Here is an 18,414-nt window from a genome sequence, read left to right on the forward strand (position 1 = left end):
TCAGTGATATGTGAGGTTCGCACCGATATGTCCGGGTACCCGGGCGGCCCGCAAGCGGAGGGGACGGAGGAACCCGACGATGTCTCCCCTGGCAGCACCCTTTGTGACGGACCGCGGCGCGGACCGCCGGGAGCCCGTGCACACCAGACGCCCGCACCGCGAGAGCGCCACCGGCCAGGAACCCGACCTGCTGGGCTGGTACCTGCGGCAGATCGCGGCCACCCCCCTGCTCACCGGCGAGGAGGAAGTGCGCCTGGGCCGCCGCATCGAGGCGGGCGCCCGCGCCGCCGAGGAACTGCGCCGCGCCGACAGCCGCGGACCCGGGCCGACACCGCAGCGGCGCCGCGAACTGGAGGACGCCGTGCGCGACGGCAGACAGGCCAGGGACCACATGGTGCGCGCCAACCTCCGCCTGGTGGTGGCGATGGCCAGGCGTCACGCCCATCGAGGCCTGCCCCTGCTGGACGTCATCCAGGAAGGCAACCTCGGACTCATCCGGGCCGTGGAGAAGTTCGACCACACCAAGGGCTTCAAGTTCTCGACGTACGCCTCCTGGTGGATACGGCAGTCCATCGAGCGGGGACTCGCCGCGCACGCCCGCACCGTCCGGCTGCCGCTGCACGTCCTGGAGCAACTGCACCGGCTCGCCCGCGTCGAACGGCGGCTCCAGCTCGGCCTCGGGCGCGAACCCACCGCCGAGGAGGTCGCCAGGGACGGCGGCATCGACCTGGACAAGGTGATCTGGCTGCGCCGGGTCGGTCGGCAGGCCGTCAGCCTGGACACGCCCGTCGACGAGACCGGCGACACAGTCGTCGGCGACCTGATCCCCGACGACGACGTGCTCCAGGCCCCCGACCTCGCCGAACAGCAGGCGCTCGCCGAGGAGTTGCGCGAGGCCGTCGGCACGCTCGCGCCCCGCGAGGCCCGCATCCTCAGCCTGCGCTACGGGCTGACCGACGGCCGGCCCCGCACCCTCGAACAGGTCGCCCAGCACATCGGCCTGACCCGGGAGCGCGTGCGTCAGCTGGAGAAGCAGTCACTGACCCGGCTTCTGGAGCGCGAGACGGGCGCCCGCCTACTGGCCTGGGCGAGTTGACCGGCGAGGCGCTGGGCGCCGCCGGCCGCAAGGGGCCAGGGAGATGGCCGCGCCGACCGGCTCCAGGGCTCAGCCGGCGGCGCCCAGCGCCGAACGCTCCCGCGCGGGCAGGTGGTAGACGTGGAATGCCCGCCCGATCACCGGTTGGGCCACATTGCGCACCCGCACCCCGCCGCTCGTCATGCCGTGCTCGGTGCCCGCGTGGGCGTGCCCGTGCACCGCGAGGTCCGCGCCCGCCGTGTCGATCGCCTCGGCCAGCAGGTAGCTGCCGAGGAACGGGTAGATCTCCAGCGGCTCGCCCGCCAGCGTCTCCGGCACGGGGGAGAAGTGCGTGAGGGCGACCCGCACGTCGCAGTCCTGCGGCGCCAGCGACTCCAGCGCCGCGCGCAGACCGTCCGCGCACTCCCGCGAGTGCTGCACGAACTCCTTCATCACGCGCTCGCCGAACTCGCCCGCGCAGCGCCCGGCGAAACCGCCGCCGAACCCCTTGGTGCCGGCCACGCCGATCCGGTGCCGGCCGTCGTCCACCACCGTGCCCTGCCCCTCCAGGACGCGGGCCCCGGCGTCCCGGAGGATCTCCGAGACCTCGTCCGGGCGGTCGTCCTGGTGGTCGTGGTTGCCGAGCACGGCGACGACCGGGACGGCGAGCCCTTCGATCTCCCGGGCCACCACCCGGGCCTCCTCGGCGGTGCCGTGCCGCGTGAGGTCGCCCGCCAGCAGCAGGATGTCCGCGCACTCGGGCAGCGTCTCGAACGCGGGGCGCAGGACGCCCTGACTGTCGGGACCCATGTGGATGTCCCCGACGGCTGCGATCCGGATCATGCGAGTTCCTCCGCGTGATCGGGGGACGACGGCTCGGCGACGACGAGGTCGCAGTGCACCGGGTGCCCGGCCAGCGCCTCACGCGCGGCACGCTCGATCTCCTCGCGGCAGTGCACGGACGGCACGGTGCCGCTGACCAGCACCGCCTCGCCGTGCACCTCGACACGTACGCCCAGCTCGCCGAGCGGGCCCCGCGCGAGCCGTTCGTGGAGGTGGGCGACGCGGTAGTCCAGGTTCTGGGCCGCCGGAGCGCCGGATGCCTGTTCGGGGCCGCGCTCGCTCATGGCTGCTCCTTCAGCGGTTCGACCGGTCGCTGCGGTTCGACCGGTTCCACCGGTTCGATGACGTTCAGACGTTCCAGCAGGAAGAGGAAGGCGGCCGGCATCGGCGCGTCGCCGCAGTCCGCGCGCACCCGCTCCCAGTCGACCTTCTCGCGCAGCGCGCGGGCGATCGGCAGGACCGCGCCGAAGTCGCAGTGGTGCTCCGAGAAGGCCGACACCAGGCTGCGCACCAGGTCCGTCGGTGACAGGACGGGCATGCGCACCGAGTCGACCGGCACCTCCTCGGCGCGGTCGAGCATCTCCTGGCTCACCGGCCGCTGGGCCAGCTCGAAGATGATGTCGATGTTCTGGCCGTAGCAGGTGGCCTTGATCAGCCAGTCCTCCGGGGGCGTGCGCACCGCGATGCCCGCCTCGGCCAGCGTCGCCGCGACCGCCTCGGCGTCCTCGGGGCGGACGCAGAAGTCGACGTCGTGCTGGAGGCTCTTGCTCACGCCGTGCGCGTAGGCGGCGACGCTGCCCGCCAGGGCGAAACGGTGCTCCTTCTTCTTCAGCAGCGCGCCGACCCGCTTGGTCGCCTCCAGGATGGCCTGGCTGCGGTCGGGAGGCAGCTCGCCCGCGAGGAGGTTCCCCTCGCCCGGCGCGCCCACCGGCGGCGGCCCCTCGGGCACCGCGGACCCCCCGGCCGACGGGCCGCCACCGGCCTCCGACGGCTGCGGGGCACGAGCGGCCTCCGGCGGCGGCAGGGTGCCACCGGCCTCCGGCGGTGGCGGGGCGTCACCGGCCTTCGGCGGCTCTTCCGTGTCCGTGGCCAGGCGCAGATCGGGCGTCTCCCCCCGCCGGGCGAGCATCGCCTCTTCCCCGTGCTGCGTCATGACCACTCCTCCGATCGTCGAGCCGTCCGTGCCGGTCCCGGCGGCCCCGCGGGAGCCCCGGGCGGCCTCCGTGCCAGCTCTGAGTACCCGGCGTACGGGCTTCGACACGGCACCGCCGGCCACGCGGACGGCGCGCCTCCGGGCCGGTGACCTCACTTGCGGCGCGGGGGCGTACCGGGGCAGGGTGCGGGGCGTGTCCACCTTGCTGATCGTCCATCACACACCGTCGCCGAACTGCCAGGCCCTCTTCGAGGCCGTCGTCTCCGGGGCCACGGCGCCCGAGATCGAGGGCGTCCGCGTGGAGCGCCGCGCGGCGCTGTCCGCCACCGCCTCCGACGTCCTGGGCGCGGACGCCTTCCTCCTCGGCACTCCCGCCAACCTCGGCTACATGTCCGGCGCCCTCAAGCACTTCTTCGACCAGATCTACTACCCCTGCCTGGACGAGACGCGGGGCCGGCCCTTCGGCTTCTACGTCCACGGCGGCAACGACGTCACGGGCGCGGTCCGCGGCATCGAGGCGATCACGACCGGCCTCGGCTGGCGACGCGCCGCCGAACCGGTCACCACCACGGGCGAGCCGGGCAAGGCCGACATCGAGGCGTGCTGGGAACTCGGCGCGACACTCGCCGCGGGCCTGATGACCTGACCCCGGGCGCGTCCCCCGCGTGCACAACTAGGCTGCCCGCAAGGCGAAACACCGGAAGCGCTCAGGGCGGCCGGAACCGGGAGAGACGGGACGCGCATGGACTACTACGACCTCGGCACCCACGGCCGCCCGGTCACGACGGCGTCGGCCGAGGCCCAGCGGTGGTTCGACCGCGGGCTCGTCTGGACGTACGGCTTCCACCACGAGGAGGCCGTCGCCTGCTTCGAGGCCGCCGCCGCGGCCGACCCCGACTGCGCCATGGCCCACTGGGGCATCGCCTACGCCCTCGGCCCGAACTACAACAAGCCCTGGGAGGCCTTCGACGCCGGCGAACTCGCCGGGACGGTCGCCCGCACGCACGCGGCCGCGGCACGCGCCCGGGAGAAGGCGTCCGGCGCGAGCCCGGTCGAGCGGGCCCTGATCGAGGCGCTCGGCGCCCGCTACCCGCAGGCCGCGCCCGCCGAGGACTGCTCCGTCTGGAACGCGCCCTACGCCGACGCCATGCGCGCCGTGCACGCGCTCGCCCCCGACGACCCGGACGTCGCCGCCCTGTACGCCGACGCGCTGATGAACCTCACGCCCTGGCAGCTGTGGGACATCCGCACCGGCGAACCCGCCGAGGGCGCCCGCACCACCGAAGCGCGGACCGTCCTCGAGCGGGCCCTGGCCACCGACGCCGGAGCGCGGCACCCCGGGCTGCTGCACCTCTACATCCACCTGATGGAGATGTCACCCACGCCCGAGACGGCCCTGCCCGTCGCGGACCGGCTGCGCGCACTGGTGCCCGACGCCGGACACCTCCGGCACATGCCGACCCACCTGGACGTGCTGTGCGGCGACTACCGGCGCGTGGTGGCCGACAACAGCGACGCGATCGCCGCCGACGAGAAGTACCGGGCCCGCGCCGGGGACATGAACTTCTACACCCTGTACCGGGCGCACAACCACCACTTCAAGATCTACGGCGCGATGTTCCTCGGCCAGTACCGGACCGCGCTGCGGGCCGCCGCCGACCTGGAGGCGGCCGTCCCGGAGGAACTGCTCCGCGTCGAGAGCCCGCCCATGGCCGACTGGCTGGAGGGCTTCCTCGCCATGCGGGTCCACGTGCTGATCCGCTTCGGCCGCTGGACGGACATCCTGCGCCTGCCCCTCCCGGCGGACCCGGCGCTGTACTGCGTGACGACCGCGATGCTGCGCTACGCGCGGTGTCGCCCTCTCCGCCACCGGCCGCGTCACGGAGGCTGAGGCCGAACGCGAGCTGTTCCGCCGGGCCGTCGAGCGCGTCCCCGCCACCCGCACCCTCTTCAACAACACCTGCGCCGACATCCTCGCCGTCGCCTCGGCGATGCTCGACGGCGAGCTGGAGTACCGCAAGGGCGATCACGCCGCCGCCTTCGCGGCCCTGGAACGCTCGATCGAACTGGACGACGGCCTCCCGTACGACGAACCGTGGGGCTGGATGCAGCCCACCCGGCACGCCTACGGCGCCCTCCTCCTGGAACAGGGCCGCGTCGCCGAGGCCGAGGCCGTCTACCGCGCCGACCTCGGCCTCGACGACACCCTGCCCCGCCCGCTCCAGCACCCGGGCAACGTCTGGTCCCTGCACGGCTTCCACGAGTGCCTGCTCCGCCTGGGCAGGACGGGGGAGGCCCGCATCGTCGCCCAGCAGCTGAAACTGGCCGCCGCGCTCGCCGACGTACCGATCACGGCGTCCTGCTTCTGCCGCCTGGACACGGACTCCGCCGACTCCGGCTCCGCAGCCTCCGACTGCTGTCGGTGACGCGGAGCCCAGTGCGCACGAAGTCCGCTGCATACACGGATGAAATCCTTTTCAGCGGCAAGGTAGGGTGGTGCCCACGGACGGTGAAAGGATGCGGGCACAGGTGGTGACGATCCATGACGTGGCGCGAGCCGCCGGAGTATCTCCGGCGACCGTCTCGCGTGTCTTCAACGGCGGCAAGGTCACGCCTGCGCGTGTCCAGTCCGTGCAACAGGCCGCCGCCGCCCTCGGCTTCGCGCCCAACCGGGTGGCGCGCTCGCTGCGCAAGCAGCGCTCCAGTGTGATCGCTCTGATCATCCCGGACATCGAGAACCCGTTCTTCACCTCGCTGGCCCGCGGTGTCGAGGACGCCGCCCAGCGCACCAGCCTCTCCGTCGTGCTGTGCAACTCCGACGAGGACACGGAGAAGGAGCGCCGCTACCTGGAGGTCGCGCTGGGCGAGCAGATGGCCGGCGTGATCGTGGCGGCGTCCTCCCAGGAGGAGACCGACCTCGGGCCGCTCATCGCCCGCGGTGTGCCCGTCGTCGCCGTCGACCGCCGGCCGCGTGACGCGGAGGTCGACGCGGTCCGGGTCGACAACCAGCACGGCGGCGAGGTGGCCACCCGCCATCTGCTGACGGCCGGTTACCGCAGGATCGCCTGCATCACCGGGCCCGAGGGCGCCTCCACCTCCGAGGAACGCCTGGCCGGCTACCGCGCCGCGCTCAACGCGCCGGGCAGCGGGGTCACCGCCGACCCCGCGCTCGTGCGGCACGCCGACTTCCGCGTCGAGGGGGGCCGCGCCGCGATGCGCGAGCTCCTCGCGCTTCCCGAGCCGCCCGACGCCGTGTTCGTCACCAACAACCTCATGACCATCGGCGTCCTGGACGCCCTCCGCGAGGTCGGCACCGCGCCGCCGGACACCGGCGTGCTCTCCTTCGGCGACGTGCCGTGGGCCTCCCTGGTGCGCCCCTCCCTGACCGCCGTGGAACTGCCCTCGTACGAACTGGGACGCACCGCGGCCGACCTGCTGCTCCAGCGCATGGAGGGCAGCCAGTCCCCCCTCCAGACGGTGGTCCTGCGCACCCGCCTCCAGCCCAGGGAGAGCACGGCGGGCCCGACGGCCCGCTGAGCCACGGCGGTTGGCGCCCCGCCCACGGACACAACAGCGGTGCCGCCCGGTTCGACGAACCGGGCGGCACCGCTGTTGTGTCCGGCCCCGTGCCCTACTTCAGACCCGACGTCTTGATCGACTCCACGATCTGGCGCTGGAAGACGAAGAACAGGATCAGCATCGGCAGCGCGGCCACCGTCGCCGCCGCGAGGATGTAGTTCCAGTTCGAGGCGTACTGCGTCTGGAACGAAGCGATCCCGAGCTGGACCACCGTCAGGGCCTGGTCGTTGGTGGCGACCAGCGGCCAGACGAAGGCGTTCCAGTTGGCGAGGAAGAAGAAGATCGCCAGTGCCGACAGGATCGGCCGGGACATCGGCAGGACGATGCTCCAGTACACCCGCCAGTGCCCGCAGCCGTCGATCACCGCCGCCTCCTCCAACTCCTTCGGCAGCCCCAGGTAGAACTGCCGGAGCAGGAAGATGCCGAAGGCGTTGAAGATCGCCGGGACGATCAGGCCGGCGTAGCTGTCCAGCAGGTTCAGCTCACGGGCGACCAGGAACAGCGGGATCAGCACCACCGGCGCCGTGACCAGCAGCGTCGCGAAGATCGCCCCGAACAGCTTCTCGCGGCCCGGGAAGCGCAGCCGCGCCAGCGCGTAGGCGGCCATCGAGTGGAAGAACAGCGCCGCCACGGTGATCACCGCGGAGATGAAGAAGCTGTTCCACAGATAGCGTCCGAACGGCACCTCGGTGAAGACGTAGACGAAGTTGTCGAAGGTGAAGTCCCGGGGGACCAGGTTGCCGTCGGTGACCGTCGCCCGCGTCTTGAAGGACGACGTCACCATCCACAGCACCGGGAAGATGCTGATCAGCGACAGGACGACGGCCAGCGCCGTCAGCCCGGCGCGTGAGGAGAGCGGTCCCCGCCGGCCGGACGTCGCACCGGCCCGGGTCGTCATGGCGTCACTCGCCATCGTCGAACCTCCCGCCTCGCGTGAGCTTGAAGATCACCAGGGAGACCAGGACCATGATCAGCACCAGGAACGAGCCCATGGCCGACGCGTAGCCGTACTCCCCGAATCCGAAGGCCTGTTGGTAGATGTAGAAGATCGCCAGCGACGTCCCGTTCGCGGGACCGCCGTTGGTGAGGACGAAGATCAGGTCGAGTCCGCCGGTGATGGCGGCGACCGTCGACATCAGCAGCACGAAGAAGCTGGTGGGGCGCAGCAGCGGCCAGGTGATGGAGCGGAACGTGGTCCACGGCCCGGCGCCGTCGATGCGGGCCGCCTCGTAGTACTCACTCGGGATCTCCTGGAGTCCCGCCAGGAAAATGATCATGTAGTAGCCCATCATCACCCACACCATGACGGCGATGAGGCAGGCGAGGGCCAGGGAGGGACTGCCGAGCCACGACTCGCCGTCGAGACCCGCCGCCCGCATGGCCCGGTTGACCGCGCCGGTCTGCTCGTCCAGCAGGAACTTCCACAGCACGCCGACCACCACGAGGCTGATGACGTACGGCAGGAACAGCGCGGTGCGGTAGGCGCCCATGGCGGGCAGCTTCTGCTTCATCAGCAGGCCGAGGCCGAGGCTCACGCAGAACAGCAGCGGCACGAGAACCACCACGTACAGGCCGGTGACCTGCATGGAGTCCCAGAACAGCGGATCGTTCAGCATCCGCCGGTAGTTGCCGAGCCCGATCCACTCGTACGAGCCGAAGCCGCTGACCTGGAAGAAGCTCAAGGCGACGGACAGCACCATCGGCACGGCCACGAACACCAGCAGCCCGAGCACGTCGGGGGCGAGGAACAGGCCGGCGGCCAGCCACTCGCGGTGTGTGCGGCTCATCCCGGGCCGCTGCGGGGCGGCCGCCCCGGCCGGAGCCGCGGCGCTCCGGCGACGTTCCTGTGCGGCGACGCTGCTCATATCAGGCTCGCCCCCTTGTAGCTCTTGGTGTAGGCCGCGATGGCACGGGCGGCTCGCTCCGTCTCACTGTTCACGTCGCGGCCGGCGAGCATGGTGCCCTGGATCGCGTCGGAGATCGCCTTGTAGACGACCGGGGGATAGCGCGGCTCGGCCCGGCCGCCGGGGAAGACCTCGTCCTTGAACGTCCGCATCGCCTCGGAGTCGTAACCGCCCCTGGCGGCGCCGCGCTCCAGGGCGCTGGCGCGCGGCGCCACGTCGGACTTGGCGCCGACGCACCAGTCGACCATCCGGTCGATGGACTCGTCCTTCATGGAGCCGAGCGCCCAGACGCAGAACTCGGCCGCCGCCTCCGGATTGCGGCCCTGCGCGTTGGCGCAGAAGGACCAGCCGCCCAGTGCGGTGACGTACTCGCCGCCGGACGGCACGGGCAGCTTGAACACGCCGTACTTGAACTCGGGCGCGAACGCCTTGAAGCTGGACACGTTCCAGATGCCCTGCTGCCACATGGCGACGTTGCCGCCCTTGAAGCCGCCGATCACGTCACCGGCGGCGGGCACGGTGCGCGGCGCGATGCCGTGGCGCACGGCGTCCTGCCAGAACCGCAGCGCCTGCCGGGTCCCCTGGGAGTCGAAGGCGACACCGCCCCGCTCGTCGAGCACCTCGCCGCCGCCCTGCCACATCCACGGGTACCAGGTGAAGTTCTGGTAGTAGCCGGGGTTCGGCTCGAAGACCAGGCCGGCCCGGGTGCGGGTGCGCAGCTTGTCGCCGATGTCGAGCATCTGGTCCCAGGTCGTCGGGATGTCGGCCTCGGACAGACCGGCCTTCTCCCAGACGTCCTGGGCGTAGAACATGGCGAGCGGCTCGACCTCCATGGGGAGGGCGTAGACCTTGCCGTCGACCGTGCGGCTGTCCAGGGCGGAGCCGTAGTCGGCGACGGCCTCCTTCTCCATGTACGGCGTGAGGTCCGCGAGGACGCCGCCGTTGTAGTAGCGCAGGAAGTCGCCGGGGGAGAGCAGGAAGATGTCCGGGCCCTCACCGGTGGCGAAGGCGGACGGCAGCTTGAAGCCGTTGAGATAGGTGGGCTGCGGCAGGTACACGAGGTCGATCTGCGCCGTGTGGGTGGCGTTCCACCGGGCGACCGTGTCGGTGAACCACTTGGACTGCGCGTTGATCGCCGGGTCGGGCGAGCGCTGCGGCCCGTAGAAGTTCCAGAACTGGAGGTTGCCCCCCTTGGCCTGTGCCGAGCCGCAGCCGGTGAGCAGGGCCGGGGACGCCACCGCGGCCCCGGCGCCCGCCATCGCGGTGAGGAAACGGCGGCGTGAGGTGCCGGGGGACGCGGTGGCCGGGTGCCCGGCGTCGTTGCCGTGCTGGAGCATGCGTGCGCTCCTGTCGGAGTGGGATGGGGCTGGGGAGTGAGCGGATCCTGGGGGGGGGCGGGCCCGGGGCGGCCGGCCCTCGCGCGGAGGGCCGGCGCCGCCCGGGGACGGATCCTGGGGGAACCGGCCCACCAGGTGGTGGCCGGCGCCGCGGAAGCGATGCGCCGCAGGGCGGTCAGTCGACTTCCAGGGTCAGGAGGTCCGGGGTGGCCGGACGGGACGCGGAGCTTGGCGCGTCCAGGTAGAAGAGCGAGGTGCTGGCGATGTCGTCGCTGGTGTGCCGGTAGCGGTGCGGCAGGCCGTTGCCCTGGCCGGGGCCGATGCCGAGGCTCTGCGCGGTGACGCGCAGGTCCTCGGCGAAGTGGACCGGGTCCAGGACGTGCCAACGGTACATCCCGAAGCGCTGCTGACTGCTGTAGAGGCCGTCCGGGCGCAGGATCTGGTTCAGGCCCAGGTACGGGGTGGTGTACGCGGTGTAGCCCTGGCCGGGCACGTCGAAGTTCCAGGCGCCGCCGAAGTAGTCCTCGGTGCCGGTGCCGCAGATCGTCGGGTACGCGTCGTCGCCGTCGAGGTAGAACTTCAGCTCGCCCTCGCCCCACCAGCCGGGGCTGTTCACGCCCCAGGCCAGGTAGGTGCCGACGTAGCTGCCGGCGCCCCTCACACCGTCGAGGAGGGTGTGCACCTCGCCGAACGGCACCGGGTGGCTGCGCCGCCACTGGGCGTGGAACCAGGTGGCGTCGTCGCCGACCTCGTCGAGCTCGTAGTCCACCTGGTAGTAGAGGGTGACCTTCTCGGCGGTCAGGTTCTCCAGCGTGATGCGGGCCCGGCGGCGGAACGGCATCGGCCAGTACGCGTTGAAGCCGCCGTTGGGGTTGGCGGCCACGGGCACGGACGAGACCTGGCTGAAGGTGTTCCAGCCGTTGCAGAAGAAGTCGCCGAGCGGGACCTCGACGGCCGGGGTCTGTTCGCCCTCCCAGTACATCCGCAGGAGGGTGCCCCGCCACGCCTTGTGCGGGTCGGTGGTGCACCACAGGTGACGGATGGTGCCGGGGCCCTCGATGTCGGCGAGCTCGGCCGTGGCGCCGGGGGCGATGTCGATGCTCGGGGAGATCTTCCAGCCCGGTCCCAGCCGGCTCGCGGCCACCGCTCCGGTGCCCTCCGTGGCGCGACCGCCGCCGGACTTGGCGCCGGTGAAGTTCTCCGCGCTGATGGAACGGCTCACGGCTCGCGTGCGGCGGGAGAGTCCGTCGAGTCCAAAGGTCGTCATCGTGATTCTTGCCCTCAGGGTGGAGTACGGGGCGCGCGCCGCGGGCCGCGGAAGGCGTCGTGGGGCGCGGGGACGAAGAGGTGACTCCGACGGGCGGTGCGACACCCCTGAAATCCATTTCACCGCAACGTAGAACGGGCCCCTGGGAGTGTCAAGAGGTGAGACGAGGGCTGGTCCGCCGGGTGGCGTACGGGGTGCCTGATGTGGCCATTTGTGGACGTGACGGTCGCTTCTGTGCGGTCTCTTGACGCTGAAATCGATTTCTGCCAGCGTGCTCGGCATGCCTCGCAACGCAGTCATCGGTGTGGACATCGGCACGTCGAGCAGCAAGGGCGTCCTCGTCGGCCTCGACGGCGCCCTGATCCGCTCGGCGGTCCGGGAGCACACGCCCACGCGGCCGGGTCCCGGCCGCTTCGACATGGACGCCGCCGTCTGGTGGCGCGAGTTCACCGAGCTCGCCCGGGAGCTGACCGCCGCCGGCGACACCACCGTGACCGCCGTCGGGGTCAGCGGCATGGGCCCCTGCGTCCTGCTGACCGACGAGCACGACACCCCGCTGCGCCCCGCCGTGCTCTACGGCGTGGACACCCGCTCCGTCCCCCAGATCCGGCGCATCGAGGAGCGGCTGGGCGCCGAGGAGATCATCCGGCGCTGCGGCTCCGCCCTGACCACCCAGGCCGCCGGACCCAAGATCGCCTGGATCGCCGAGGAGGAACCCGAGCTCTACGCCCGGGCCCGCCGCCTCTACATGCCGAGCTCCTGGCTGGCGAGGAAACTCACCGGGACCTACGTCCTGGACCACCACTCGGCCAGCCAGTGCACGCCGCTGTACGACACCCACACCTGCCAGTGGTACACCCCCTGGGCCGCCGAGGTCGCCCCCGGCATCGAGCTGCCCCCGCTGCGCTGGTCCGGCGAGGCCGCCGGCACCGTCACCGCCGAGGCCGCTCGCGAGACCGGACTGCCCGCCGGCATCCCCGTCACCACCGGCACCATCGACGCATGGGCCGAGGCCCTCAGCGTCGGCGCCCAGAACACCGGTGACCTGATGCTGATGTACGGCACCACCATGTTCCTGATCCACACCGTGCCCGAGCCGCTCACCAGCCCGTCCCTGTGGGGCACGGTCGGCGCGCTGCCCGGCACCCGCAACCTGGCCGGCGGCATGGCCACCTCCGGTGCCGTCACCAACTGGCTGCGCGACCTGTTCGCCGCCGGTGACCACGCCGGACTCACCCGCCTGGCGGCCGAGTCCGGCCCCGGTGCCAACGGCCTGCTGCTCCTGCCGTACTTCTCCGGGGAACGCACCCCCGTCATGGACCCCGACGCCCGCGGTGTGATCGCCGGACTCACCCTGTCCCACACGCGCGGCGACCTCTACCGGGCCGCCCTCGAAGCGACCGGCTTCGGCGTCCGCCACAACATCGAGGTCATCAAGGCGGCGGGCGGCGACATCCGCCGCGTGGTCGCCGTGGGCGGCGGCACGCAGGGCGACCTGTGGACGCGGATCGTCTCCGACATCACCGGCCGCCCCCAGGAACTGCGCACCACGACGATCGGCGCGAGCTACGGCGGCGCGCTGCTCGCCGCGCAACTCGTCGGGGACGCCTCGATCGACGCGTGGAACCCGGTCCGCGAGACGGTGACGCCGCGCGCCGAACACGCCGGGAGATACGACGAGTTGTACGGCCTGTACCGGCGGCTGTACCCGGACACGGGGGCCGTGGTGCACGCGCTGTCGGCGATGCAGGAGCGCTGACGCCGGTGGCGCGTGCGGCCAGGGGCGCGCCGGTCGCTCACCACGACCCGCACGTCACCTTGCCCGGCGCGTCACCGTGCCCGGCACCCCACTCGGCGGTGCGCCGCACGGCCCCGCGTCCCTTCCCGTCCCGCCCCCGCCAGGACGGCCCGTATCCACCCCTTGTCCGCCCGGTGTCCGGGCCTCATCCGTGTCCGCCGCCCCGTATCCCGGTGCCCCACAACGACTTGTCGACCCGCCGCCCGTCCCGTACGGCGGCCACCCCGACCGCTTGCCCCGCCGCTCCGTCGCGCGGGGCCGGACGCCCATCAACCGGAGAGCACATGACCGCGTACGCCCTGCCCGACCTCCGACCGACGCCCGCCGCCGAGCCGCACACCGTCTACACGGTGGCCAGCGGTGACCTGCGTCCCGCCGCCAACGTCACGTGCTGGCCGACCCAGGAGAAACTGGAGAGCGACCTCGCCGCCGCCCTCACCGATCTGGGCTGGAGCGTCCGCCGGGGTCACCCGGTCGACGAGGCCAAGGGCCACGGGTTCATCGACAGCCAGCGCGCCGGCATCGAGGTGTTCAAGACCCTGCCGAAGGACGCCCCGCTGATCGTCGTGGAGGCGGTCTGGCAGTACAGCCACCATGTCCTCGCCGGGCTGCGCAGCCACCGGGGCCCGATCCTCGTCGTCGCCAACTGGAGCGGTGAATTCCCCGGCCTGGTCGGCCTGTTGAACCTCGCCGGAAGCCTCACCAAGGCCGGCCGCGACTACTCCGTGCTGTGGAGCACCGACTTCACCGACGACTGGGCCCGCGACGGCCTGCGCACCTGGCTGGAGACCGGCACCCTCACCCACGACGCCGGCCACGTCCGGCCCCTGCCGCCGCTGCCCGAGGACCCCGAGACCGAGCTGGGTGTGGCGCTCGCCCGGCAGTTGCGCGAGGAGAAGGCCATCATCGGTGTCTTCGACGAGGGCTGCATGGGCATGTACAACGCGATCATCGACGACGAACTCCTCAACCCGCTCGGCATCTACAAGGAGCGCCTCTCCCAGAGCGCCCTGGTCGCCGAGATGAACAAGGTGTCCGACGAGGAGGCGCAGGCGGTCCGTGTCTGGCTCGATCACGCCGGCATGACCTTCCACACCGGCACCGACGAGGCCACCGAACTCACCGACGCCCAGCTCCTCAGCCAGTTCAAGATGTACATAGCCGCGCTGCGCATCTCCGACGACTTCGGGCTGGACGCGGTCGGCATCCAGTACCAGCAGGGCCTGAAGGACACCGTGCCCGCGAGCGACCTCGCCGAGGGCCTGCTCAACAACGTCCAGCGCCCGCCGGTCCGCAGCCGCGACGGTGCCCGCGAGCTGTACGCCGGCGCGCCGCTGCCCCACTTCAACGAGGTGGACGAGGGCGTCGCCGTCGACTCCCTCGTCACCAACCGCATCTGGACGGCGATGGGCCTCGACCCCGCCACCACGCTCCACGACATCCGCTGGGGCGAGGAGTACGACGGCCGCTTCGTGTGGGTCTTCGAGATCTCCGGCTCGGTGCCCGCCTCCCACAACGGCGGCTACCACAAGTCGTACAGCATGCGTCAGCCGCCGATGTTCTTCCCGCTGGGCGGCGGCACCCTCAGCGGTGTGTCCAAGCCGGGCGAGATCGTGTGGTCGCGGGTGTTCCTGATGGACGGCCGGCTGCACGTCGACATGGGCCGTGCCACCTCCGTCGAGCTGCCCGCCGAGGAGACCCGGCGCCGGCTGGAGGCCACCAACCACCAGTGGCCGATCGTGCACGCCGTCCTGCACGGCGTCACCCGCGACCAGTTCATGGCCCGCCACCGCGCCAACCACCTCAACGTCGCCTACGCCCCGGACGCCGAGACCGCCGACAAGGCCCTGCGCGCCAAGGCGGCGCTCTTCGCGGAGCTGGGCGTCGAGGTGCACCTGTGCGGTGACGTGACTCTCTGACCCCCTTGGGTGTTCACGTCCGTGGTGTGCCCCTCTCGTCTCCCCGGGCACACCACCGGCGTGCGACCGCACGTGAACGAGCAAGGACGCGAACCGGGAAACCCCACGATTCCGAGGAGTTCAGCATGGTCCGTTCACAACCGCCCACCCCTGACGCGGCGGGCGACGGCCCGAGCCGCCGCCGGGTCCTCACCGCAGGCCTCGGCCTGTCGACGGCCGCGGCCCTCGGCGCCGGAGCGCCCGGCGCGCACGCGGCGCCGGCCGCGATCACCGGCACCAAGATCCGCAACCTCACCGGCCCCGCGGAGACGGGGCAGTTCGCCGCGCCCTGGACCGACCTGGGCATCCCCGTCACCTGCCCCGACGGCACCATGCTGTTCCTGTGCGGCGACACGTTCGACGGAACCGGCGTGGGCGACCGCGACTGGCGCTCCCCGGTGGGCCTGCGCGCCCGGCGGCCCAACCTCGACCACCTCGTCATCGACGACAGCGTGGGCGGTGCGCACGCCGTGGGCCTCGTTCCGGAGGGCCACGAGAACAACACCACCGCGCTCCCGTCGGACGTGTTCACCATCGGCGACACGATGTACATGCACCTGATGCGGGGCCCCCTCCACCAGACGCACCACTCCGACTTCTGGCGCTCCCGGGACAACGGCCGGACCTGGGAGTACCTGTGCCTGTGGCCCGGTGACCAGTACGGCGGCCAGTTCCAGCAGAAGACGTACGCGGTCGCCGACGACGGGTACTGCTACGTCCTGTCGACGGTGTTCAACCGGGACGTCCCCTCCGACCTCCTGCTGCACCGCGTCCGCCACGACCAGGTGGGCAACCCGGCGGCGTACCAGCCGTGGGGCTACGCGAACGGCGCCTGGAACTGGGGGAATTACCCCACCACCATCACCCCGCGACGCCGGTGGGGCGAGATCTGCTTCCGCGCGATGGGCGGCAAGTACGCCCTGACCTGGCTCAACATGGAGCCTCTGTCGATGCGCGCCCAGATCTTCGCGCTGCCCACCAGCAACCTGTTCACCACCCCCGAGCAGACGATCATCGTGCCCACCACTCCGGGCAACGAGTGGGGCAACGCGGTCGCCAGTCCGTACGGCGGCTTCATCGTCCCCGGCTCCACCTTCGCGAACTTCCACATCACGGTGAGCCAGTGGTACGACGCCCAGAACTACCGGGTCATGCAGTACCGCATCAACGGTCTGGCCGCTTGAGCACGTTCCCCCTGAGCACGTCCCCCCGTCCCCGAAAGTTCTCGACACCACCGCGAGGAGCACGTCCGTGCGCACACTCAGATCCGTCATCACCCTGGTGGCCGGGCTGGCCGTCACGGGGGCGCTGACGGCACCCGCCGTCCAGGCCGACAGCGGCAGGGGCGCCGACCGCCGTCCGGTCCGTGCGACCGCGAGCGCCCCCGAGAGCACCTTCTTCTCCACCGTCGACATCGCCCCGGGCGCCACCGTCGGCGCCCCCGCGATCGGCGACAACAAGGAACACGGCGACCTGTGGCCGTCGTGCTGGTCCGACGACGACCACGTCTACACCGCGTACGGCGACGGCGTGGGCTTCGGCAGCACCTGGCAGGACATCGGCGTCGCCCGGGTCAGCGGCATGCCGGGCAACCTCACCGGCACCCAGCGGGCGGTCGGCGACCAGGTCGGCCGCATCTGGGGCGACCCCCAGCAGTACTACCGCAAGCCCACCGGCATGGTGTGCGTCAACGGTGCCCTGTACCTCGCCGTGCAGGACCTCAAGCGCGGCACACTGGACCACGCGCCGAGCGCGACGATCGTCAAGTCGACCGACAAGGGCGCCACCTGGACGTCGGACAGGACCACGCCGATGTTCTCCGGCGAGAAGTTCACGACGGTCATGTTCCTGGACTACGGCAAGGACAACGTCAACAGCCCCGACGGCTACGTCTACGCCTACGGCATGGACCACAACTGGCGCGACACCTTCGACCCGGACCCCGACCCGGTCGACCTCTACCTCGCGCGGGTGCCGGCCAACTCCGTTCAGGACCGCGCCGCCTGGCAGTTCTACGCCGGTGAGAGCGCCGGCACCCCCCGCTGGACCAGCGACATCGACCAGCGGGTGGCGGCCCTGCACGACGACCGCCGCATCTACCAGAACGTCGGCACCGCGGGCCGGGTCCGGGACCTCAGCGTCATCAGCCAGGGCGGCGTCGTCTACAACAAGCCCCTGAAGCGCTACCTCTACACGTCCTGGACGGAGTACACCTTCGAGTTCTACGAGTCACCCACCCCGTGGGGCCCGTGGAAGCGGTTCACCCCGAAGGACTTCGGCGGCTACCCCTGGACCCACACCAAGCACGGTGGCTACGCCACCACCATCCCGTCCAAGTACATCAGCGCGGACGGCAAGTCGATGTGGCTCCAGTCCAACGTCTGCCCCTGCGGCGGCGGTTACCCGCCCGGCGACTTCTGGGCATACACCTTCTCCCTGCGCAGGATGTCCCTCACCCCGTCCGTGCCCACCACCCCCGGCAACACCCCGGACGCCGCCCGCAACCTCGCCCGGGAACCCGGCACCGTCGCGGTCGAACGCGCCACGCACTTCGGCCGGGCGATCTACAACGACGGCATCAAGAACCAGAACGAGGACGACTGGAACGACGAGCGCAAGCCGACCAGTTGGTGGGGCTACACCTGGCCGCGCCAGTACCGCCTCAACCAGGTCACCTACACGACCGGCACCATGTTCGGCGACGGCGGCTGGTTCAGCACCCCGCCCCGCGTGCAGGTGCGGCGCGACGGAGTGTGGACCGACGTGACCGGCATGAGCGTCACCCCGTCCTACCCGACGTCGTCGGCGGCCGGCACCAACAAGACGTACGTCTTCACCTTCAGCACGACGACCGGCGACGGCGTCCGCGTCATCGGCGGCAGCGGCGGGACCCAGACGTTCACCTCGATCGCCGAGATGGAGGCCTACTACCGCTGACCCGCCCCACCCCGTCACGCCCCTGCGGGCCGGTCCCGGAACGGCGACCGGCCCGCACAGGGCTGTCCCGGGAACCGTCGCGTGATAGGGCTGGAGTGTCTTGGCCGGAAGCATGCGATCTCATCGGGAGCCCGGGATGGAAGTCCGCCGCGTCGTACCCAACATCCAGTCCGAAGCCGGGGAGGAGAGCCGGGAGTTCTACGGACTGCTGGGATTCCAGGAGGTCATGGACCAGGGCTGGATCAGGACGCTTGCCTCACCCACGAACCCGTCGGCCCAGATCAGCGTCATCACGCGCGACAGGACCGGGCCGGTCCACCCGGACATCAGCGTCGAGGTGGACGACGTCGACGAGGCGTACCGGCTGATGCGGGAGAGCGGGGCCGAGATCCTCCACCCGCTGCGGGACGAGGAGTGGGGCGTGCGGCGCTTCTTCGTGCGCGATCCCAGCGGCCGGGTGATCAACGTGCTCGGTCACCGGTGACGTTCACGGCGGCTGTCGCCGGGCGGGGACGACCGTGACGGATCTGTGGCACGGGTGCGGGGCAACGATGTGGGTTCCT

15 protein-coding genes and 1 pseudogene are annotated in these 18,414 nt (G+C 71.5%); 9 read left to right on the forward strand and 7 right to left on the reverse strand.

Annotation, left to right across the window (positions count from 1 at the left end; all coding sequences use genetic code 11):
- Positions 1–79: 79 nt before the first annotated feature.
- The gene (locus tag ACZ7D7_RS21960) at positions 80–1,096 is read left to right on the forward strand and encodes a sigma-70 family RNA polymerase sigma factor (protein ID WP_470826300.1); all 1,017 of its coding nucleotides are present in this window, start codon (positions 80–82) and stop codon (positions 1,094–1,096) included.
- A gap of 69 nt (positions 1,097–1,165) precedes the next feature.
- Here the strand turns inward: ACZ7D7_RS21960 and ACZ7D7_RS21965 are convergent, their stop codons facing one another.
- Genes ACZ7D7_RS21965 through ACZ7D7_RS21975 form a run of 3 tightly spaced genes read right to left on the reverse strand, consistent with a single transcriptional unit; the run spans position 1,166 to position 3,071 of the window.
- Positions 1,166–1,918 carry a metallophosphoesterase family protein gene (locus ACZ7D7_RS21965; RefSeq protein WP_470826301.1) on the reverse strand — a complete coding sequence of 251 codons (753 nt, stop codon included), beginning with the start codon at positions 1,916–1,918 and terminating at the stop codon, positions 1,166–1,168.
- The gene (locus tag ACZ7D7_RS21970) at positions 1,915–2,202 is read right to left on the reverse strand and encodes a BON domain-containing protein (protein WP_470826302.1); all 288 of its coding nucleotides are present in this window, start codon (positions 2,200–2,202) and stop codon (positions 1,915–1,917) included. The genes ACZ7D7_RS21965 and ACZ7D7_RS21970 overlap by 4 nt, the downstream gene beginning before the upstream one ends.
- Positions 2,199–3,071, reverse strand: a complete 873-nt coding sequence (locus ACZ7D7_RS21975; RefSeq protein ID WP_470826304.1) for a nucleotidyltransferase family protein — start codon at positions 3,069–3,071, stop codon at positions 2,199–2,201. Before ACZ7D7_RS21975 ends, ACZ7D7_RS21970 begins: the two co-directional genes overlap by 4 nt.
- Before the next feature lie 193 nt (positions 3,072–3,264).
- Here ACZ7D7_RS21975 and ACZ7D7_RS21980 point away from each other — a divergent pair, with 193 nt between their 5' ends.
- The 3 genes and pseudogenes from ACZ7D7_RS21980 to ACZ7D7_RS21990 all read left to right on the forward strand — a co-directional run bounded on the left by ACZ7D7_RS21980 (position 3,265) and on the right by ACZ7D7_RS21990 (position 6,608).
- Complete coding sequence (locus ACZ7D7_RS21980; RefSeq protein WP_470826305.1) at positions 3,265–3,717, forward strand: flavodoxin family protein; 453 nt, start codon at positions 3,265–3,267, stop codon at positions 3,715–3,717.
- 96 nt (positions 3,718–3,813) lie between these two features.
- A pseudogene (locus tag ACZ7D7_RS21985) lies at positions 3,814–5,497 on the forward strand (hypothetical protein).
- 103 nt (positions 5,498–5,600) lie between these two features.
- Positions 5,601–6,608 (forward strand): LacI family DNA-binding transcriptional regulator, encoded by a 1,008-nt coding sequence (locus ACZ7D7_RS21990; protein ID WP_470826306.1) that lies wholly within the window; start codon positions 5,601–5,603, stop codon positions 6,606–6,608.
- Between the two features lie 94 nt (positions 6,609–6,702).
- Here the strand turns inward: ACZ7D7_RS21990 and ACZ7D7_RS21995 are convergent, their stop codons facing one another.
- The 4 genes from ACZ7D7_RS21995 to ACZ7D7_RS22010 all read right to left on the reverse strand — a co-directional run bounded on the left by ACZ7D7_RS21995 (position 6,703) and on the right by ACZ7D7_RS22010 (position 11,158).
- Positions 6,703–7,563 carry a carbohydrate ABC transporter permease gene (locus tag ACZ7D7_RS21995; protein ID WP_470826308.1) on the reverse strand — a complete coding sequence of 287 codons (861 nt, stop codon included), beginning with the start codon at positions 7,561–7,563 and terminating at the stop codon, positions 6,703–6,705.
- A complete protein-coding gene (locus ACZ7D7_RS22000) occupies positions 7,553–8,437 on the reverse strand; it encodes a carbohydrate ABC transporter permease (protein WP_470826309.1) in 885 nt (294 codons plus the stop codon). The genes ACZ7D7_RS21995 and ACZ7D7_RS22000 overlap by 11 nt, the downstream gene beginning before the upstream one ends.
- A 74-nt stretch (positions 8,438–8,511) precedes the next feature.
- A complete protein-coding gene (locus tag ACZ7D7_RS22005) occupies positions 8,512–9,891 on the reverse strand; it encodes an ABC transporter substrate-binding protein (RefSeq protein ID WP_470826311.1) in 1,380 nt (459 codons plus the stop codon).
- A 175-nt stretch (positions 9,892–10,066) separates the two neighbouring features.
- Positions 10,067–11,158, reverse strand: a complete 1,092-nt coding sequence (locus tag ACZ7D7_RS22010; RefSeq protein WP_470826312.1) for a glycoside hydrolase family 172 protein — start codon at positions 11,156–11,158, stop codon at positions 10,067–10,069.
- A gap of 280 nt (positions 11,159–11,438) precedes the next feature.
- Between ACZ7D7_RS22010 and ACZ7D7_RS22015 the strand changes: the two genes are divergently transcribed.
- From ACZ7D7_RS22015 to ACZ7D7_RS22035, 5 genes are all read left to right on the forward strand, one after another.
- A complete protein-coding gene (locus ACZ7D7_RS22015) occupies positions 11,439–12,917 on the forward strand; it encodes an FGGY-family carbohydrate kinase (RefSeq protein ID WP_470826314.1) in 1,479 nt (492 codons plus the stop codon).
- 323 nt (positions 12,918–13,240) lie between these two features.
- A complete protein-coding gene (locus ACZ7D7_RS22020) occupies positions 13,241–14,875 on the forward strand; it encodes a fucose isomerase (RefSeq protein WP_470826316.1) in 1,635 nt (544 codons plus the stop codon).
- A gap of 125 nt (positions 14,876–15,000) precedes the next feature.
- Positions 15,001–16,098 carry a DUF4185 domain-containing protein gene (locus ACZ7D7_RS22025; RefSeq protein WP_470826318.1) on the forward strand — a complete coding sequence of 366 codons (1,098 nt, stop codon included), beginning with the start codon at positions 15,001–15,003 and terminating at the stop codon, positions 16,096–16,098.
- A gap of 67 nt (positions 16,099–16,165) precedes the next feature.
- Complete coding sequence (locus ACZ7D7_RS22030) at positions 16,166–17,851, forward strand: hypothetical protein (RefSeq protein WP_470826320.1); 1,686 nt, start codon at positions 16,166–16,168, stop codon at positions 17,849–17,851.
- Between the two features lie 136 nt (positions 17,852–17,987).
- Positions 17,988–18,335, forward strand: a complete 348-nt coding sequence (locus tag ACZ7D7_RS22035) for a VOC family protein (protein WP_470826321.1) — start codon at positions 17,988–17,990, stop codon at positions 18,333–18,335.
- The last annotated feature ends 79 nt before the right edge of the window (positions 18,336–18,414 follow it).

This window comes from Streptomyces sp. NPDC037054 (assembly GCF_055606745.1).